Source organism: Reinekea blandensis MED297 (genome assembly GCF_000153185.1).
Taxonomy (GTDB): domain Bacteria; phylum Pseudomonadota; class Gammaproteobacteria; order Pseudomonadales; family Natronospirillaceae; genus Reinekea; species Reinekea blandensis.
In genome coordinates, this window is sequence record NZ_CH724151.1 from 635,545 (window position 1) to 652,129 (window position 16,585).

General features: G+C 52.5%; 15 protein-coding genes. 6 read left to right on the forward strand and 9 right to left on the reverse strand.

What is annotated here, in order from left to right:
- Positions 1–856: 856 nt before the first annotated feature.
- A complete protein-coding gene (locus MED297_RS22440) occupies positions 857–1,312 on the reverse strand; it encodes a hypothetical protein (protein WP_154650910.1) in 456 nt (151 codons plus the stop codon).
- A gap of 384 nt (positions 1,313–1,696) precedes the next feature.
- Entirely contained in the window at positions 1,697–3,205 is a 1,509-nt protein-coding gene (locus MED297_RS11480) for a lytic polysaccharide monooxygenase (RefSeq protein ID WP_202594539.1), read from the reverse strand.
- A 321-nt stretch (positions 3,206–3,526) separates the two neighbouring features.
- Between MED297_RS11480 and MED297_RS21320 the strand changes: the two genes are divergently transcribed.
- Entirely contained in the window at positions 3,527–5,242 is a 1,716-nt protein-coding gene (locus tag MED297_RS21320; RefSeq protein WP_008045080.1) for a hypothetical protein, read from the forward strand.
- Positions 5,243–5,255: 13 nt separating this feature from the next.
- On the opposite strand, the gene MED297_RS11490 is transcribed toward MED297_RS21320, so the two are convergent.
- Positions 5,256–5,735, reverse strand: a complete 480-nt coding sequence (locus MED297_RS11490; RefSeq protein ID WP_040557038.1) for a P-loop nucleotide/nucleoside kinase family protein — start codon at positions 5,733–5,735, stop codon at positions 5,256–5,258.
- Positions 5,736–5,931: 196 nt separating this feature from the next.
- Between MED297_RS11490 and dbpA the strand changes: the two genes are divergently transcribed.
- Complete coding sequence (gene dbpA, locus MED297_RS11495) at positions 5,932–7,320, forward strand: ATP-dependent RNA helicase DbpA (RefSeq protein WP_008045083.1); 1,389 nt, start codon at positions 5,932–5,934, stop codon at positions 7,318–7,320.
- An 8-nt stretch (positions 7,321–7,328) separates the two neighbouring features.
- Here dbpA and MED297_RS11500 read toward each other — a convergent pair whose 3' ends face one another.
- The 6 genes from MED297_RS11500 to MED297_RS11525 all read right to left on the reverse strand — a co-directional run bounded on the left by MED297_RS11500 (position 7,329) and on the right by MED297_RS11525 (position 12,959).
- Positions 7,329–8,093, reverse strand: a complete 765-nt coding sequence (locus tag MED297_RS11500; RefSeq protein ID WP_008045086.1) for a sulfite exporter TauE/SafE family protein — start codon at positions 8,091–8,093, stop codon at positions 7,329–7,331.
- A 119-nt stretch (positions 8,094–8,212) separates the two neighbouring features.
- The gene (locus tag MED297_RS21325) at positions 8,213–9,115 is read right to left on the reverse strand and encodes a GGDEF domain-containing protein (RefSeq protein ID WP_008045088.1); all 903 of its coding nucleotides are present in this window, start codon (positions 9,113–9,115) and stop codon (positions 8,213–8,215) included.
- A gap of 44 nt (positions 9,116–9,159) precedes the next feature.
- Complete coding sequence (locus tag MED297_RS11510) at positions 9,160–10,707, reverse strand: EAL domain-containing protein (RefSeq protein WP_008045089.1); 1,548 nt, start codon at positions 10,705–10,707, stop codon at positions 9,160–9,162.
- 111 nt (positions 10,708–10,818) lie between these two features.
- Positions 10,819–11,283, reverse strand: coding sequence for a GNAT family N-acetyltransferase (locus MED297_RS11515; protein WP_008045090.1), 465 nt, complete (start codon positions 11,281–11,283; stop codon positions 10,819–10,821).
- A gap of 1 nt (position 11,284) precedes the next feature.
- Entirely contained in the window at positions 11,285–12,052 is a 768-nt protein-coding gene (locus MED297_RS11520; protein WP_008045091.1) for an SDR family oxidoreductase, read from the reverse strand.
- 13 nt (positions 12,053–12,065) lie between these two features.
- Positions 12,066–12,959 (reverse strand): helix-turn-helix domain-containing protein, encoded by an 894-nt coding sequence (locus MED297_RS11525; protein WP_008045092.1) that lies wholly within the window; start codon positions 12,957–12,959, stop codon positions 12,066–12,068.
- Between the two features lie 132 nt (positions 12,960–13,091).
- Here MED297_RS11525 and MED297_RS11530 point away from each other — a divergent pair, with 132 nt between their 5' ends.
- The 4 genes from MED297_RS11530 to MED297_RS11545 all read left to right on the forward strand — a co-directional run bounded on the left by MED297_RS11530 (position 13,092) and on the right by MED297_RS11545 (position 16,548).
- A complete protein-coding gene (locus MED297_RS11530) occupies positions 13,092–13,835 on the forward strand; it encodes a DUF4386 domain-containing protein (protein ID WP_008045093.1) in 744 nt (247 codons plus the stop codon).
- A gap of 12 nt (positions 13,836–13,847) precedes the next feature.
- Positions 13,848–14,756, forward strand: a complete 909-nt coding sequence (locus MED297_RS11535) for an NAD(P)-dependent alcohol dehydrogenase (RefSeq protein WP_008045095.1) — start codon at positions 13,848–13,850, stop codon at positions 14,754–14,756.
- A 199-nt stretch (positions 14,757–14,955) separates the two neighbouring features.
- Positions 14,956–15,840 carry a hypothetical protein gene (locus MED297_RS11540; protein WP_040557041.1) on the forward strand — a complete coding sequence of 295 codons (885 nt, stop codon included), beginning with the start codon at positions 14,956–14,958 and terminating at the stop codon, positions 15,838–15,840.
- A gap of 75 nt (positions 15,841–15,915) precedes the next feature.
- On the forward strand, positions 15,916–16,548 hold the full coding sequence (locus MED297_RS11545) for a TetR/AcrR family transcriptional regulator (RefSeq protein ID WP_008045100.1): 633 nt from the start codon (positions 15,916–15,918) through the stop codon (positions 16,546–16,548).
- The last annotated feature ends 37 nt before the right edge of the window (positions 16,549–16,585 follow it).

Below are 16,585 nucleotides of genomic sequence, written 5' to 3' on the forward strand. Positions count from 1 at the left end.
TTTTAATAAATAGCCTTCAATTGCTGAAACGAATAGCATAGGACACTTCCATGTTTGACGTCTTTCTTTTTACGCTTGATTGTGTTTCTTCATCCTCGCCGCGATTACATTACCGATACTACCAAATATAAACGCCCAGAATGGCATAACTGCGAAGATAAGAGCACTCGTTGAACCACCTGTTCTTGAGCCTTCAAGATCAAAAAACCAATACAAAATCAAAGTCGCCATTAATAAATTTCTACCAATCAGAAACCCCCAGAAACTATAGGAAGGAGACTTTTTCTGAATTGTTTTCAGGGTCGTCCATAAGATAGAAAACACAAGAGCTGAAAATAACCAAACAACTGATAGCAGAGTGTACTGCTCGGGCAAGAATATATAAATCGCCATGATTATAATTAGAACAGCTTCGATGGCCCAGGTTTACATTAAACTTCTTATGGTTCTGTAACTAGAAAACAATCCACGAGCAGCATGTGTGAAAAAGGAAATCTGTCCAACGGCGTAGAAACTTGTTATTGGGTGCATTTATCCAAAAAACACTGCTACTAAAAATATTACTAACATAGCCAAAAAAGGCGACAGAGTAAGCAACAATAAGATTTTACCAATGCTACTTTGAAACTTAGCAACTACGTACGAATAAGCTATGAACAATGGAACTGTAAATAAACCAAAATAGTACGTAGGTACCAGCCCCTCAACCCTATTAGTTGAGTCCGGGGTAAAGAAGTAGACGAGCCCAAAGACCGACACGACGATCATCGGTACGACAAGAATTGATATGAAAATAATCAATGCCTTTTGTAGCTTAGTGCTCATCCTTTGCCCGGTACTTTTGGTTGTTATGTAACTACGCAAGTTCAATTATAAAATCATCCCACAATCTTACGCACTCTTTTGCTAAATCAAGTGCATCAATATTTTCATTGCTACTCATGACACGGTATTTACAACTCATAACACTAAGTTCGTCACCAAACTTTGATGTTAACCGTTCCCTACCGCTGACATGTGGCTGATTTTCTGTTCGAGTACGCCGAGTTAGGCGACAGTGCTTTAAGCCATTAGCCAAATCAGTACATACGCTTAAGGCCCTGTGAGTATCTATGTATTCATCTACTTCCCTTGAGCTAATATTGAAATTTTCATCATGAATAAGCCAGTCTCGAACATGATAACAATGAATAAAGAAGGACATGACATCATCATCATAACACTCCCTATTATAGCCAGGCGAAAGTTGAACACCCTCATATATAGCTTCGAGTCTTTTAAAATATCTTTTAACTATCTCAAATTGTTCCAACAATACTTACCTCAGCTACATAACATTTGTTAGACAGCTGCCATCTATTCACATCGACGAGATCCAGTCCGGGACGCCATGCCACCCTTAGCCACACTGCTAAGCCTATCTTGGTCACCTTAATGGTCCGTGTCAATTTGGAAAACAAGAAACCTAAACGTTTACTTCTGCTTCTAAAATCGGCAGCAAGCTAAAAGTATTGCAAAGAGGAAAAGAAGTTTTGAATCTACCACACGGTCACTTTAAAAAGCTTTGAACATGCAGTTTTTTTTTGCACATACAACGACGCTTTCTTACTCGATATATCGCACTCTGTCTTCCTGTCGTTATTCCACAAAAGAACAAAGCGGCGAGCACTATCACCGCTTTGTTTCATTGCATCAACTACTGACAAAGCTCCCCAGTCACCTCTGGCCGTTCATTCTGGCCGCTAAAAGTACCCTGGAAACCAAAGCTGACTTGATCGCCGGGTGCGATGTTTGAGTTCCAACTCATCGCCGTTGCGGTATAGGGGTTGTCTCCACTCAGGTTGGCACTCCACCCGTTGGAGATGTCGGTGTTGTTGCTATACGCCCACTCGACTTCCCAGCCGTTAATGGCTTCAGTACCTGTGTTGAGTATGCGAATTTCAGCCACAAAACCGCCGGCCCATTCGTTCGATACCACGTACTCACACACGGCGCCTTCCGACGTTGAGCCATTGACCGAAACCATCTGCTCCAGGCTCGACGTCAGGGAGCCGTCGCTGACCGTTAGGGTGATTGGATACTGACCCGATTCGGCATACGTATGAGAAACCTGCGCGCCGGTCGCGCTGTTGCCATCACCGAATGTCCATTCGTAACTCAACAAGTCATTGTCCGGGTCGCTCGATGCGGAGGCATCCAGTGCGATGCTCAGGTTGGTCGCGTCGACAGTAAAGGCCGCTGTCGGTGCAGCGTTGCCGGTTCGGTTCACGGTGATGCTCACTGTGGCCAAACCAGAGTTGAGTCCGTCGTTATCGCTCACCCAATACTGAAATGAGTCCGCGCCAAAGAATCCAGCATCGGGCGTATAGGTCCATTGATCGTCGGCACCGGTGAGCGTGCCATGCAACGGCAAGCTCTCCAGGTTGTACGAGACGACAGAGCCATCGGCGTCCGAACCGATCAACTGAACCGCGACACTGTTGTCTTGTTCAACAGTCAGATTTAACGGTGTAGCTGTTGGAGGTGTCGCGTTGGAGTCACCGAAGGCGAGATCGATGCATCCGTGAAATCGCTCATAAGTCCATTGGTTGCGCCCCCACTCTCCATAAATAACATGATGGCCGTTACGTTCGGGTACGTCGCAACTGGTGGTGAACGTCGCCCCGCTTTTGTCGGCGACGACATTCGGGTTGGCGTTGGGTTGGGAGTCGTCATAACCTTCGGCACAAAACGGTTCCGATTCAAAATCATCCCAGCTCAACGGCGTGTTCGGATCGAACACAAAATCTGGTTTGGTAATCCAGTAGTGGAACTCTTTGGTGTCGTCAAAGTGCGGACCCCATTGGATGTCCCAGGTGATGTCCATCGGTCCGGCCTTAGCGGAACTGGCGGGCCAGTGGGTGGCGACATCCCAGGGCGTCTGTCCGCCATTCCAGGTTTCGCTGTCGAAGCCGCAGACGTTGTCCGGCAACGGTGTAACTTTGGCTCGACCTTCCGCATGGGTCAGTACGCTCATAAACTGGTAGCCACCGTTACTGTCATTGGCAAAGGCATCAAGGCACGCTTCGCTGCTGGCTTGGTCAGGCTTTTCATTGAGTCCGCAAACGGCATTGCGCGCCGGAGGATCGACCATCAAACCGTGCCCATAAGCAATGCTCGTTAGACTGAACATAGAAATTAAAAGTAACCATTGAATGTGTTTCACGTTATCACCCTCTCGTTATTTTTGTTTTACGCATTGGTCATGTCACAACCTCCAAAGGAAACCGGTCAGCTGTGAACGCGAATGCGCTCGGTTCAGGTTAGGAAAGGACGCCAATGCTTCCAACTTGGAATAACAAACTGATCGGCGTTTGTTTTAGATGGACCTCTCAGTTCCACACATTCACTGGCTGAAATTGGTGATTTTCGTGTTGATTAACCCGACTGCACGACCCGTTCAAAATCCAACCCGGCGTGATTCCAACGGTGCGTTCAGGCTCAGTCTGTTACCGTCGGCGAACTATTCTCAGTACAGGGTTGCACCATGAAACGGATTTTTCTGACGCTGCTGGTTGCGTTATCCATACCACTGACACTGGCCGACACCTGGCCAACGGGGCACTTTGTTTTAGAGACCGAGGCCCTGACGGTCGACGTAACGATTCTTGATGTGTCGGATTCCGACATTCATACGCAGGTGTCGTGGTCTGGCAGCAATGAGTTAGGTCTGATGGCGGGATCAGTAACCGGCCACTTTACGCTTACTCAACCCAATGAAGCGCACTTTCAGTTATCGCCAACGTCTGGCGATGTGTTCATGCTTAAACAAACCACTTTCGGCGAACTGGTGTTTCGGTTCCAGTCCGATGCCCGGCCAGAACTGAACACCTCCGGTTTTCTGAAGCCCGATCAACAAGCACCGCTCTCGTTTTCGACGGTGAGTGTGGATGAGGCGCGCGATGCATTACCGCCGCTGTCTCGCTGGGTCGACTACTTGAACGACGACATCTGGCCGTACTGGCGCAGCGACGAGGCCGCTCGGTTTGTCGGTACGCGTTGCAACGATGGCTCCCTGCCCGACCTCGATACCCTTTGCCCGGAACTGCGGCCCGAATGGATTCGCGCTGGCCTTGATCAGAACTACATCCGCATGGTTTCGCGGCAGACGTATGCCTACGGTGTAATTTTTCATCTGACCGGCAACACGGACGCTCTGGCACTGATGAACGAGGGAGTGCAGCGCATTCTGCAACGCATCAATGACGACGGATCGGTAGTGACTCATTTACAGGACGGCGCGCCCCTATACCTGGATGGCCAGCAAACGTCACAAGACATTGCCTATGCACAGGTCGGGCTTGCCATGGCCTATTACCTGACCGGCGATGAAGACCTGTTGCGATCCATCGATCGAATCAAACAACACCTCTTTTCGAACTACCGAAACGAGCACTGGAACATGCTCGCCTGGACCTTAACCGATCAACAACCCGGTGATGCCCAACAACAGGAACTGGTCGCTCAACTTGATCAGCTCAATGCCTATCTGCTGCTGATGTATCCGTTACTGCCGGAACCCATGCAGCGCGACTGGCAAGTCGATATCGAATGGCTAGTCACGGTGTTGTTGGACTCGTTTCATCAGCCGGAGCAACATCGCTTTGCCGGGCAACTGGTCAATGGTCAAGCCAACCAACCGGGTGAGCGGCATAACGATTATGGTCACAGCGTAAAATCCTATTGGATGATTCTGTTGGCGGGTGAGCGTTTGAACCGTCCGGATTGGATCGAGACCGCCGAGACTGGCATCCGCCACATCACCGAGCAGGCGTTCCGTTTTCATTCAAGACCCGAAGCGTTCAGCACGTGGGCGTATCAGAGTTACAGCCGCAACTCGTCCTGGTGGGAGTACGCCGAACTGACGCAAGCCAGCGCGACCATGGCCTTGCGTGATGACGAGTTTGTTCGCTATTTGCCGGAAGCCTACCGCGGTTGGTTCGGTCAGTTTGTTGACCCCACTTGGGGCGGTGTCTGGATGGGGGCCGGTGGCGGTGCCAAACAGCACTTGTGGAAAAACGCTTATCACGAAACCGAACTGGCACTGGTCGCTGCCATCACCACGGCTAAGCTGCAGAAAACGCCGTACTCTCTGTTTTTTGCAGAAGAACAAACGCAGTTTCAGCCTTACTTTTTTGATGGTGAGGTGCAGACGGTGGTGCCTGCCGGCCTGGGTCGACAGCGCGTCATCTTTTCGCCATAAAACCAACACCCGATTAATCGGCCACCAGCACATCGTACTCATCCTCGGACGGCACTTCGTAGAGCGAATCGAAGTGCCTGACATCATGCGGTTCGATTTTAAATGAGGTGTCATCGTTGCTTCGATTGCGTTGCGCGTTGCGGTCCATGCGCACGGCCGCGGGGACGTCAAAGTAAATGATGTCGACTTCAACACCCTGTTGCTCAAGCATCCGCTTATAGCGCTGACGCTCGGCTTTCTGCCATAACCCCCAATCGAAATAGACATCAATGCCACGGTTCAGCAGCGTTAATGCGAGGCTAAACTGATAGGCACGAGCGCCGTCGTAAGACGCATCCAACTGTTCACGCGTGGGTGACGGGCCCAACACACTCAGTTGCAGCGCATCAATCGAGAGGAAAATCGCCTGTCCTTCGGCTTCTTTTCGGCGGGCATAGGTGGTTTTCCCACTGGCCACTTTCCCGGTGAGTAAATAGGCGTGTCCTTTGTTCAAGCACCGTCCTCCTGCAAAACAGCGTTCATGATCTGGGAGTGAACGCCATCATCGACCCGCACACGCCGGTCGTCAATGACGAGGGAAGCGTTCGTTCGCGGTATTGGCCTGAACCTGCAGACTTTACTGTGCAAACCGCTCGCTGAAGACTACTATGCACACCCAATTCTGTTCGTGACAACCGGTAGGAACCATCTTGACTGCGCCCTTTTCTGATCTGCCGCTGAAGCCGGCATTGCTGACCAATCTCAACACCCTGAACTACACCGCAATGACGGAGATTCAGCAGAAAACGCTGCCCTTGGTTCTGGACGGCCAGGATGTGATCGCCCAGGCTAAAACCGGTTCCGGTAAAACCGCCGCCTTCGGTCTTGGAGTCTTACAGGCGTTGCAGGTTGAACGGTTTCGAATCCAATCGCTCATTCTGTGCCCAACCCGGGAGCTGGCCGATCAGGTCGCTCAGGAGTTACGTAAGCTGGCCCGCGCGATTCACAACATCAAAATCCTGACCCTCTGCGGTGGCATGCCGTTCGGGCCGCAAATCGGCTCGCTGGCGCATGGCGCGCACATCATTGTCGGTACGCCCGGTCGTATTGAAGAACACCTGCGCAAAGGCACACTCAAGCTCGATGACGTTCAGACTCTGGTGTTTGATGAAGCCGACCGGATGCTCGACATGGGGTTTCAGGAAGTGATTGACACCATCGTCGATCAAGTCCCGGCACAACGGCAAACGCTGTTGTTCAGTGCGACCTACCCTGATGAAATCGACAGTCTGTGTGCCCGGGTGACTCGCAAGGCCACGCTGGTACAGGTTGAATCGGCTCACCAGGCGGACGTTATTGAACAACGATTTTATCGCACCGAAAGTTTTGACGATCGCTTGCAGATGAGTCAGCGTTTGCTGTTAAACGACAAGCCGATGAATACCCTGATTTTCTGCAACACCAAGCGCGAAACCGACGAAGTGGCTGATTTTCTGAAACAGGCCGGCTTCGACGCGCTGGCGCTGCATGGGGATATGGAACAACGCCAACGTAATGAAACGCTGATCCGCTTTGCCAATGGCAGCGTGTCCGTTCTGGTGGCGACCGATGTGGCCGCCCGCGGGCTCGACATTGATAAGCTCGATGCGGTGATCAATTTTCATATCGCCAAAGACCCGGAAGTTCATACGCATCGAATTGGCCGGACCGGACGCGCCGGGGAACGCGGCCGGGCTTATTCGTTTTTTGCGGAAAAAGAAGGCCACAAGCTACTGCGCATGGACCTGGCACAGGACCCGCTGGGCCACCCCGATACCCCACCGAGCGCAGAGGTTTTGAATCAATCTCCTTTCCAGGCGCCGATGGCGACACTGCAGATCGATGGCGGCAAAAAGCAGAAGGTGCGTCCCGGCGATATACTCGGTGCCTTAACCGGTGGCGAGCGCCCGATTGACGGCAAGGACGTGGGAAAGATCAATGTGCTGGACTTGTCGGCCTATGTCGCGGTTAGGCGCAATGTGGCGTCTCAGGCATTAAAGAAAATCGAAAACGGCAAACTGAAAGGGCGGAAGTTCCGCGTTCGCCGTATTCGCGGTTAACGCATCATTCAGGCAACGGTGGTGAGTTGAACCAGGCCGTCATACAGCAACTTGCCACCGGCCAACATCAGAAAGAAATTGATGACCCGGTAAAACACAAACGACGACACGCGATTGTGTGCCCAGACACCCAACCCAATGCCAATCGGCGCTAATGGCAACAACACCAGCGAGGTTGTCAGATTCGCCGTGTTCAATTGCCCCAGCCAGAAATAAGGAATCAGCTTCACGTAATTGATGACCGCGAATAACACGGCATTCGTCCCGACGTAAATGCTCGGGTGCAATTTTTGCGGCAGCAGATACACACTGACGGGCGGTCCACCGGCGTGAATACCAAAGCTGGTAAAGCCAGAGACAGTGCCCCAGAACGACCCTTTCACCACGCTTGGCTGGGAGACTTTGCCACTGACCTGTTTCCGCCAGAAGTACAGTGCAAAAACCAAGGCAATACCGCCGATCAGTATCCGGATGTGGGCTTCACTAAGATAGCGAAACGTCAGCGCACCAATGAAGATGCCGACAAGGGCACCGGGAATCATGATCTTCAGATTCAGTACATGCCATTGGCCCCAGTATTTTTTCAACGCCAACAAATCCATGACGCACAAAATCGGTAAAAGGATGGCTGCGGCCACTGGAGGACTGACCGCCAAGGACATCAATGGAACGGAGACGATACTGACCGCACCACCAAACCCGCCTTTGGCCATACCAAAAATCAACACCGCCGGAATGGCGCAGAAATAAAAAAGCGGATCAACAATCAGCATGATGTTGGCAGGTCCTCGTACTCGGGGAAGGTTTATTGTGGCTCGGTTTGAACAGCCGTCTTGCTGAAGTCTACTGAATAATCAGCAGCACGCCTATGCTGTTATCGAGGGGTAACCGATCAGTGCGAGACCACAACACGGTTACGGCCGTTCTGTTTTGCTTCATACAAAGCGGCGTCGGCATGTCGGTAGGTGGTTTGAGGGCTTTCACCGGTCTGACTGAGGCATAATCCGATACTGACGGTGCAGCTCAGCTCAGCGTCCTGCCAGCGAATCGCGTGCGTTTCTATGGCGGTGCGCAATCGCTCGGCAATCGACTCGGCCTGGCTGAGCGAACATTGAGTCAGTACAATGGCAAACTCTTCACCGCCGACACGAAAGCAATCTTCTTGATTACGGCTGTTCGAGCCCAACAACGCGCCCACCTGCTTCAAGGCGGCATCGCCCGCGTCGTGACCGTAACGGTCGTTTATCTGTTTAAAATGGTCCAGATCGATCAGCATCAACAGATAAGGTTGCTGGTCACTTACAAACTGCTCGATTCTTTGATTATAGGCGGTCCGGTTCATCAGCCCGGTCAAGGCATCCGTGATACTCAACTGCTTGTACTGATTCTTCTTGGCTTCCGTGTCGTCGATCAGAGCCTGATAATCGCGCGACCAGGCGGCAATGCCCATCGACAATAAAACCACGCCAGCAATGGCAAAAAGAGACTCAGCAATCTGAAACCAGAGCTCGTTATACAGGCTGACTTCCTCGACCAGCTTCAACGACATCAGCCAGACCAGACAGGCATTACCCGCGAGGAAAACCCAGTAGGTGCGTTGCTGACGCTTCAGTACCGATGCGGTTTGCACCCATTTCAGCAGAATGCCAAGCAGAACCAGCTCGGCAATGATATCAAGATAATCGATGGCGCTTCGCCAACCGGTTTGAACACTTAAGACAAGGACCAGTACCACCATGGCGGTCGCCGGAAGGAGAATCAGTAACCAGGGTAACAAAGGGGTAGGTTGACGCATGCCCAACTCGTTTAAAATCTCCTCAAATTATAGCTCGTACCGCCTCAGTTGCGAGCTTGCTGGCTGTACAGACGCACCAGCGCCTCGGCAGACATCGGTTTGCCAAAATAGTAGCCTTGGCCATATTGAACGCCCATGTCCCGGAGCGCTTCCCATTGGCGGGCGTTTTCAATGCCTTCTGCAACGACGAACAGATTCAGCTGGCGGGCAATGTCGACAATGTATGGAATCAGCGACGACTTAATGCTGCCGTCTTCGAGGTCCATAATAAAACTGCGATCAATTTTCAGATAATCGGCCTGAAAATCGCGAATCTGATTCAGATTGGAATAGCCGGTACCAAAGTCATCCAGCGCAACGCCATAGCCCTGCGCCTTCAACCATTCCAGTTCGGTCTGCGCCTGTTTGCCTTCGAGTTGTTGATCTTCGATCACTTCCAGAACCAGAGTGAAACGGCTGTTTGCCACTGTCGACATCTTCGCAAAGTCTCGGGTGTAGGCGGCGGCGATGTCCGCCGGGAACAAGTTAAAGTTTACCCGAAAGCCATCCGGCAAGGCGGTTTCAGCACTCAGCTCTGTCAGCCCTTGCTGAATCATCAGCTTGGTAAAACGCCAGGTTTGGCCACTGCGCGCAACCTCTGGGATAAACTGGTCGGGATACAACGGCTCGTTGGACAGGTGGCACCGGGCGAGCGCTTCACACCCGACCATCGCACCACTTTTAAGATCGAGTATCGGTTGATACAGATTGTGAAACGCGCGTTGACGCAACGCCCGACGCACTTTCGATTCAATCGATTGCGTGCGGGCAATGAGCTTCTGAACAGCAAACGCCACCAGCACGCCGATAAAAAACCATAGGATCACAAACACCAGATACAGCGTGCGATAGTGATCCAGCCAGGATTGAAAGTCCGATTGAATGCCTAAGCAGTATTGATATTCCGGCAAACAAGTTTCTGAATACTGACTCGTTAAGCTGAACCGATACCCGCTTTCAGCAAACTGCCCTCGATAAAGGCCTTTTTCACCGGCCACCGAGACCGGTGCTTCGTCACGGGTGTAGACAACTTCCCAGTCATTCACCATACCAGGCAATAAATCAAATACCGCCAGGTCAAAGACGGCATCGAAGTCACCGCTGAAGGCAATCAGCGCAGAGTATTGATACTCAAATAACGTCAGTGGTACATCAACAAATACGGACAAGCCATCCATGCCGATATAGTCGGGTGTACCAACCTCAACGTGGCGATCGAGCTTACCGACGCCCGTGGTACAGATCACTTGCCCATTGTCGACAAAGCCGATGTCTTTAATGTGTTCGGCTAAGAACAGTTCCCGCCGCATAGCGATCATCGTCTGCTCATCACACCGACCGGTTGTCTGTGCATTCAGCGTCGACAGCACCAGACGGAACTCTTCGACAACCGACTCAACTTCGGTAAAAAAAATCCGCGCCTGTTCTTCATGCGCTTTGCGGTAATCCAATAACAGCAGTACGGTCGACAGCGTAATGCCCAGTAAAAACACCACCAGTCCAACAGAAGCGGAGGCAAGTCTGGAAAGTTTCACCGGCGATAGAGCGGCCATACGGTAACAACCTTTACTGCAGGATGAAGGCTTACTTAGCATCAGAAACCGATGGACGAAGCCCAATTATTAAACGTTCCATTGAGCTTAGCCCAAACTTCGGCTTTCAGCCTAACCCTCTTCGGATTCAGGCGTCGAAAGGTCCTTAACCAAAAAGATTTTATCAACACCTTCTGTGGGGAAATCCTGAAACCGACCTGTTTCAACAAACCCAAGCTTGGCGTAGAAACCGGGCGCCTGAAAGGTGTAGGTATCGAGATACACCCGATAAATGCCCAACGCGCGCGCTTCCGTTTCAACCTGCTGGATCAGCATCGAGCCTAATCCATGTCCACGGGCGGACTCGTCTATCCACAGATAATCGACATGGAAGCTGCTCATGTGCGCCTGACCATACAAGCCCGCAATCAGCTCATCCTGATCGTTTCTGACCGTCCATAGTCGGCGCTGACGGGTAAAACCCGGCAGATGGGCCATGTTGTAAGCATCCAGTCCATCATAGAGTTCACCAACGTCCGAGGGGCTTGGATCGGAGTTCATGCTCATGGTTTGTTGAAAGCGACGCTGATCGGTCATGTTATAGCCCTCCGGATGGGTCGATAAAACTGCCAGTGACAAACGATGAGGCGTCGCTGGCCAGCCAGACAATGGCTTCGGCGACTTCGGAAGGCCGGCCGCCACGCTTCATGGGGATGCGCTCGGCAAGCCGGTCGACCCGGCCGGGTTCGCCCCCATCGGCATGAATCTCGGTATAGATCAGTCCGGGGCGTACGGCATTCACGCGTATCCCTTCATCGGCGACCTCAAGTGCCAAGCCTCGTGTCAGTGAGTCGATCGCGCCTTTCGACGCCGCGTAATCGACGTACTCGTTGGGTGAACCGCTCTTTGATGCCCCGGACGAGACATTCACGATCGCGCCGCCTTGCCCACCGTGACGCGTCGACATCCGCCGAACCGCCGCCCGGCAACACAAAAAGCAACTCAACACGTTGGTGTTCAGGACCTGGGTAAACCGTTCGACGCTGATGTCTGCCAGACGACTCTGTTGTTTGAGCACACCCACATTATTGACCAGTACCTTTAACGTGCCGGGAAGCGAGTCGATCTGTTCAAACAGAGCCGTCACTTCCGATTCCTTTGAAACGTCCGCTTGAATCGCCCAGGCGGTGCCGCCGAACTCAGCAATTCGATCTCGAACCTCATAAGCGGCTGCGGTGTTTTGATGATAGTTTACGATGACGGCATAGCCCGCCCGGGCCAGTTGCACCGCTGTCGCGGCGCCAATGCCACGGCTGGCACCCGTAACCAGTGCAATAGGAGTCGGAGAGGGTTGAGATTCGGTCATAGCAGGTACTTATTCAGGTTTTGGGTTGTATCGGTAACACGTAGCGAGAATGCAAACGGGGCACGGTAAAGTCCGACACGTTTTCAAAATACTCGTAGTCGTGTCCACCGGCTCGGGTGTACTGGGAGTTCGGTAACCAGTAACCATAAATAAAATCGACGGTTTGTGCGACGGTGTCTTCTGTGCCGGAGTAGATATCAAACATTGCCACTTGCTGCGCCGGAAAGCTCAGAGCCACCATCCCCTCGCCCGGGTCGGCAATCGGTTGCTGAACGCCCGCACCGGCCAGATAAAAAAGCGAATCTTCGGTGAAGGTCCCACTTGGGCTGACCATCAGGCCAAAGTATTCGCCCGGCACTCGCCCGGGTAACGCCGCTTCGACACTCAGCAGATCGGTCCAGGGGGTAAACAACAGGTCGCAATAGTCAACATCCGACACAAAAGGCGAAGGAATGGCGATCTGTTGTCCAATCAAATGCTGCTCAGGCCGTTCAGTGATCACCGGGTTCTGATCCATACCATCAGCCAGATGTTGAAACAGCTCCAGAGTCAGTAGCGGTTTTTCGCGCAGGGTGATCGCCGGGCGCTCGGCGCGAAACGCTTTAGGCGTGACGTTGAAATAGGCTTTAAAAGAGCGGCTGAAGGCTTCGTGAGAATTAAATCCGACGCTGACGGCAATATCGATGACACTGCGACGGGACTCCAGCAGCAACTGTGCTGCGCGGGTCAGGCGGCGCCCCCGGATATATCCCCCCAAGGTGTCTCCGATCAGGGACTTGAACGTCCGCTGGAAATGCCAGGGCGACATATGAAACGCATCGGCCAGCCCCAGAACGTTTACGTCGTCGGCGAGATTGGCCTCAATGCGATCGACCAGTGTCTGAATGTGTTGAAATGTCACCTGCATCCGTCGTCACCCCTGTGCAAAACGCGCATTGGTTGCCATCAATTGAGCACAAACTATCAAAAACCAACGAACCCGTCAGAATAATCTCTTCACCATCGTTCACCCCCTAACCACAACGATGGAGAAACCACGATGACGACCACCCCTACTGTCCCACACTCGCCGGTCACGCTGGCCAGAATCGGCGGCCTGTTGTACTTAGGCATCATTGTTTTCGGACTGTTCAGTGAAGTTGGCGTTCGCGCTGCGCTGGCCGTTCCAAATGACCCGGCGGCGACCGCCGACAACATCCTGAACAATGCCCTGCTGTTCCGAATCGCCTTTGTTGCCGATCTGGGCATGTTGATGTTTGACCTGTCGCTGGCGCTGATTTTCTACAAACTGCTTAAGCCCACCAGCCCAACTCTGGCCATGGCCGCCTTGCTGACCCGGCTGGCGATGGACGCAACGCTGGGCCTGAACATGATGAACCACTTCCTCGCCCTGATGGTGCTGGACGCGCCCGTCTATATGAATGTGTTTTCCCTCGATCAGCTACAGGCAGTCGCCCTGTTCGGCCTGGAAGCGCATGCCGTTGGTTACTCCATCGGGTTAATCTTCTTTGCGTTCCACTGTCTGGTCCTTGGCTATCTGCTGTTTCGCTCTGCGTTGTTCCCGTCCATTTTCGGTCCATTGCTGGCGTTGGCGTTTGGCAGCTATCTGATTGACAGTGGTGCGAAATTTCTTATTGCCGGTTACAGCTCAAACGATTACCCGTTCATCATGTTCCCAGCGCTCATTGCGGAAGTGTCACTGTGCCTTTGGCTGTTGATAAAAGGGGTTCGACGACCCGATACGACTCACGACGCACCCCAATCATCATCCTCAGCGGCCTGAAGGAGAGCAACCATGCAAGCCATGATTTTTAGTAAAAAAGCCCGTCCACCCAAAGCAACCTTGCAGATGTGGATAACGCCCACACCCGGTGCGACGGAGTTGCGTGTTCGGGTGGACTCAATCACCCTGAATGCGGGTGATCGCGCCCGGATGGACATGGGGCTGATCAGCAAGAAAACTCCGATTCCCGGGTCGGAGTTCTCCGGCACCGTGGAAGCCACCGGAGATCGGGTGACTCGCTTTCGGCTCGGCGATGAGGTGTTCGGTTATATCAACAGCGGCGCCCATGCGGAATACCTCACCATCGATCAGGACGCGATGGTTCAGCACAAGCCGCTGAGCTGGCGTCATGAGGATGCCGCCGCCGTGCCCTATGGCGCGATGGCAGCCCTGTCGTTTCTGGAAACGGCGAACCTTAAGGCCGGCCAGTCCATACTGATTAATGGCGCCACCGGCGTAGTCGGCCAATACGCCGTGCAACTGGCGAAACTGGCTGGCGCTGAGGTGTGGGGGACCGGAGGCGATTCATCGAAACTGGCGGCCCTCGCGTTGGCGGGCACCCTCAACTACCGACACCAATCCATCGATGCACTGGCAACAAGGTTTGATGTCATTTTCGACGTTAAAGGCAACCTGGCGTTCAACGCGGTCCGCCCGATGCTTAAACCCAAGGGCCGCATGGTCACGACCAACTTTGGTTTAGGCACTCTGCTGACCATGGTCCGCTCAGTTCTGTTGCCTGGACCGGCGTTCCGTACCGGCATTGCGAAATATACGCCAGTACGGCTGACCCGGTTAACCGGGCTGATGGAAAGTGGCGCCTTACGTCCGATTCGCCACCAGGCCTTCCCGATTCAAGCGGTTGAGCAGGCTTATCGTCATGGATACCAGGATCCAGCCTGGGTTGCCCAACAGCCTTAACTCTTCCCCGCATTTCAATGCTTTTGTTTGTCCGGTGGTGACGCGCCGGACAAACGTCTCTGACCGAACAGAGTTCTTCGTCTTCCTCTGCTGAGTTTCTGAACAATTAACTGACCCTGGTCAAGATTCTACCCGCGCTCTTATTTAGAGTAATTACTCAAACAATAAGATTTTGATGTCGTTCATTGAGGAGGTCACGATGAACATACCGGTATGGCAATACCCACTTACCATGGGTGGCTATATTTTGCTGTTGCTCGGCTTGGTCGAGTTGATGCGCAAGCAACCCAAGTTTGCGTTGGTGTTCTGGCTGCTGTCGTTGCTCAGCTTTCCGTTCTGGTTTGAGTATCTGGATGGTTGGTTCCGTTGGGCAAAAACGCTCAGCGTGTTATTACCAACCGCCTTGGTGGTCGGCTTTGCCCGCATTGCCTGGATGTACAAAGACAACCCTCATCGGTTCTGGCAATTCTTTCGCGGCGATTGGGTGCTAAAATTCTTATACGGCATTCTGTTTCTGAACATTGCCGAAGCGACCTTAAAGGATTTTGCCACCGCCAATTACTTTAACGCCATCTGCGGTGTCATTCTCTGCATTACCATTCCGTTCCCACGCTATAAACACGGTGAACGGGTCTATTGGGTCATCGGTAAAGACAAACCCAACGATCTGCTGTTCTACTCCACCGCCGCCTGGAACTTCCTGTATACCACCTGGAATATGGCGTTCGTGTATGGTGAAGCCGGCTCGTACTTTGCTGCATCCATGTGCATCCTGATTGCCGCTGAGCTCTATCCGGTGCTGAAGAAACGCCCCGAGCTGTACATCATTGCCCGGGTTTATACGCTGGCCTTCCATATTCTGGTGCGCTCCTGCAGTGAAGTCTTTGTGCCACTGATGGATTCGGGCACCTGGATGAATGACAACGTGCTCTGGACCTGGGGCCTGATTAACCTGATTCTGCATGTGCCGTTTGCCATTTGGTATTTCCGCAACAAACGCCACAGTGCAACCAAAGAGCCGCCCTTTGGCAATCGCCCACCCCCTCTGGCGAAAGACTACCCGACCAGCCGCGCCTTTGCGTGATCATCGGGCCTGGTTTCTGGTACCCTAGGTGTTCTAATAAAAAAAATGGGTACCAGGACACCATCCTGACGTCACATGAAAACAAAAGATAAAATTATTCAGGTCAGTCTCAGACTGTTTAATGAAAAAGGCGAACGTTCCATTACCACGAACCACATCGCCGATGAGATGGGAATCAGCCCCGGGCTGCTCTATTACCACTTTACCAATAAAGAAGCGATCATCCGCGCGATCTTCGAGCAATACACCGATTACATTACACAATCGATTGTACCGCCCGATGAGCACAGCGACGCTGAAGAATTTCTGCGCCAGTACTGCGAACAGATTTTTGACAGCATCTGGCGCTTTCGCTTTCTGCACGCCAACATGCCGATTCTTCTGGAAAAGGACAACGAACTGATTTGCCAGTATCTGCAAACGCACAAATATCTGGAAGAACGCGCCAGCGAAGCGTTGCACTGGTTGATAGAACACGACCTGATTCAGATCGATGAGGCTCAGATTGCAATTCTGGTGGATCTGATGCGTCTGGTGACCGGGTTCTGGGTGGGCTTTTCGATGATCAACCAAAAACGCCAGCGCCTGACCCGAAAACAGGTATCACAGGGCATCATTCATCTGATTGCTCTGCTCGAACCGTATGGCACGGCTCAAGGCGAGCGGCTGTTTGCATCACTGAAAGAGCCCTACCTCAAACGAGCCTGAGGGGCACCTCTAAAGCCAAACACCGAAAGTGGCCGAC

Excerpts from the sequence above, each read along its gene's own strand:
- MED297_RS21320 (WP_008045080.1), top strand. The coding sequence starts at position 3,527 with ATGAAACGGATTTTTCTGACGCTGCTGGTTGCGTTATCCATACCACTG.
- MED297_RS11500 (WP_008045086.1), bottom strand. The coding sequence starts at position 8,093 with ATGCTGATTGTTGATCCGCTTTTTTATTTCTGCGCCATTCCGGCGGTG.
- MED297_RS21325 (WP_008045088.1), bottom strand. The coding sequence starts at position 9,115 with ATGCGTCAACCTACCCCTTTGTTACCCTGGTTACTGATTCTCCTTCCG.
- MED297_RS11510 (WP_008045089.1), bottom strand. The coding sequence starts at position 10,707 with ATGGCCGCTCTATCGCCGGTGAAACTTTCCAGACTTGCCTCCGCTTCT.
- MED297_RS11515 (WP_008045090.1), bottom strand. The coding sequence starts at position 11,283 with ATGACCGATCAGCGTCGCTTTCAACAAACCATGAGCATGAACTCCGAT.
- MED297_RS11520 (WP_008045091.1), bottom strand. The coding sequence starts at position 12,052 with ATGACCGAATCTCAACCCTCTCCGACTCCTATTGCACTGGTTACGGGT.
- MED297_RS11525 (WP_008045092.1), bottom strand. The coding sequence starts at position 12,959 with ATGCAGGTGACATTTCAACACATTCAGACACTGGTCGATCGCATTGAG.
- MED297_RS11530 (WP_008045093.1), top strand. The coding sequence starts at position 13,092 with ATGACGACCACCCCTACTGTCCCACACTCGCCGGTCACGCTGGCCAGA.
- MED297_RS11535 (WP_008045095.1), top strand. The coding sequence starts at position 13,848 with ATGCAAGCCATGATTTTTAGTAAAAAAGCCCGTCCACCCAAAGCAACC.
- MED297_RS11540 (WP_040557041.1), top strand. The coding sequence starts at position 14,956 with ATGAACATACCGGTATGGCAATACCCACTTACCATGGGTGGCTATATT.
- MED297_RS11545 (WP_008045100.1), top strand. The coding sequence starts at position 15,916 with ATGAAAACAAAAGATAAAATTATTCAGGTCAGTCTCAGACTGTTTAAT.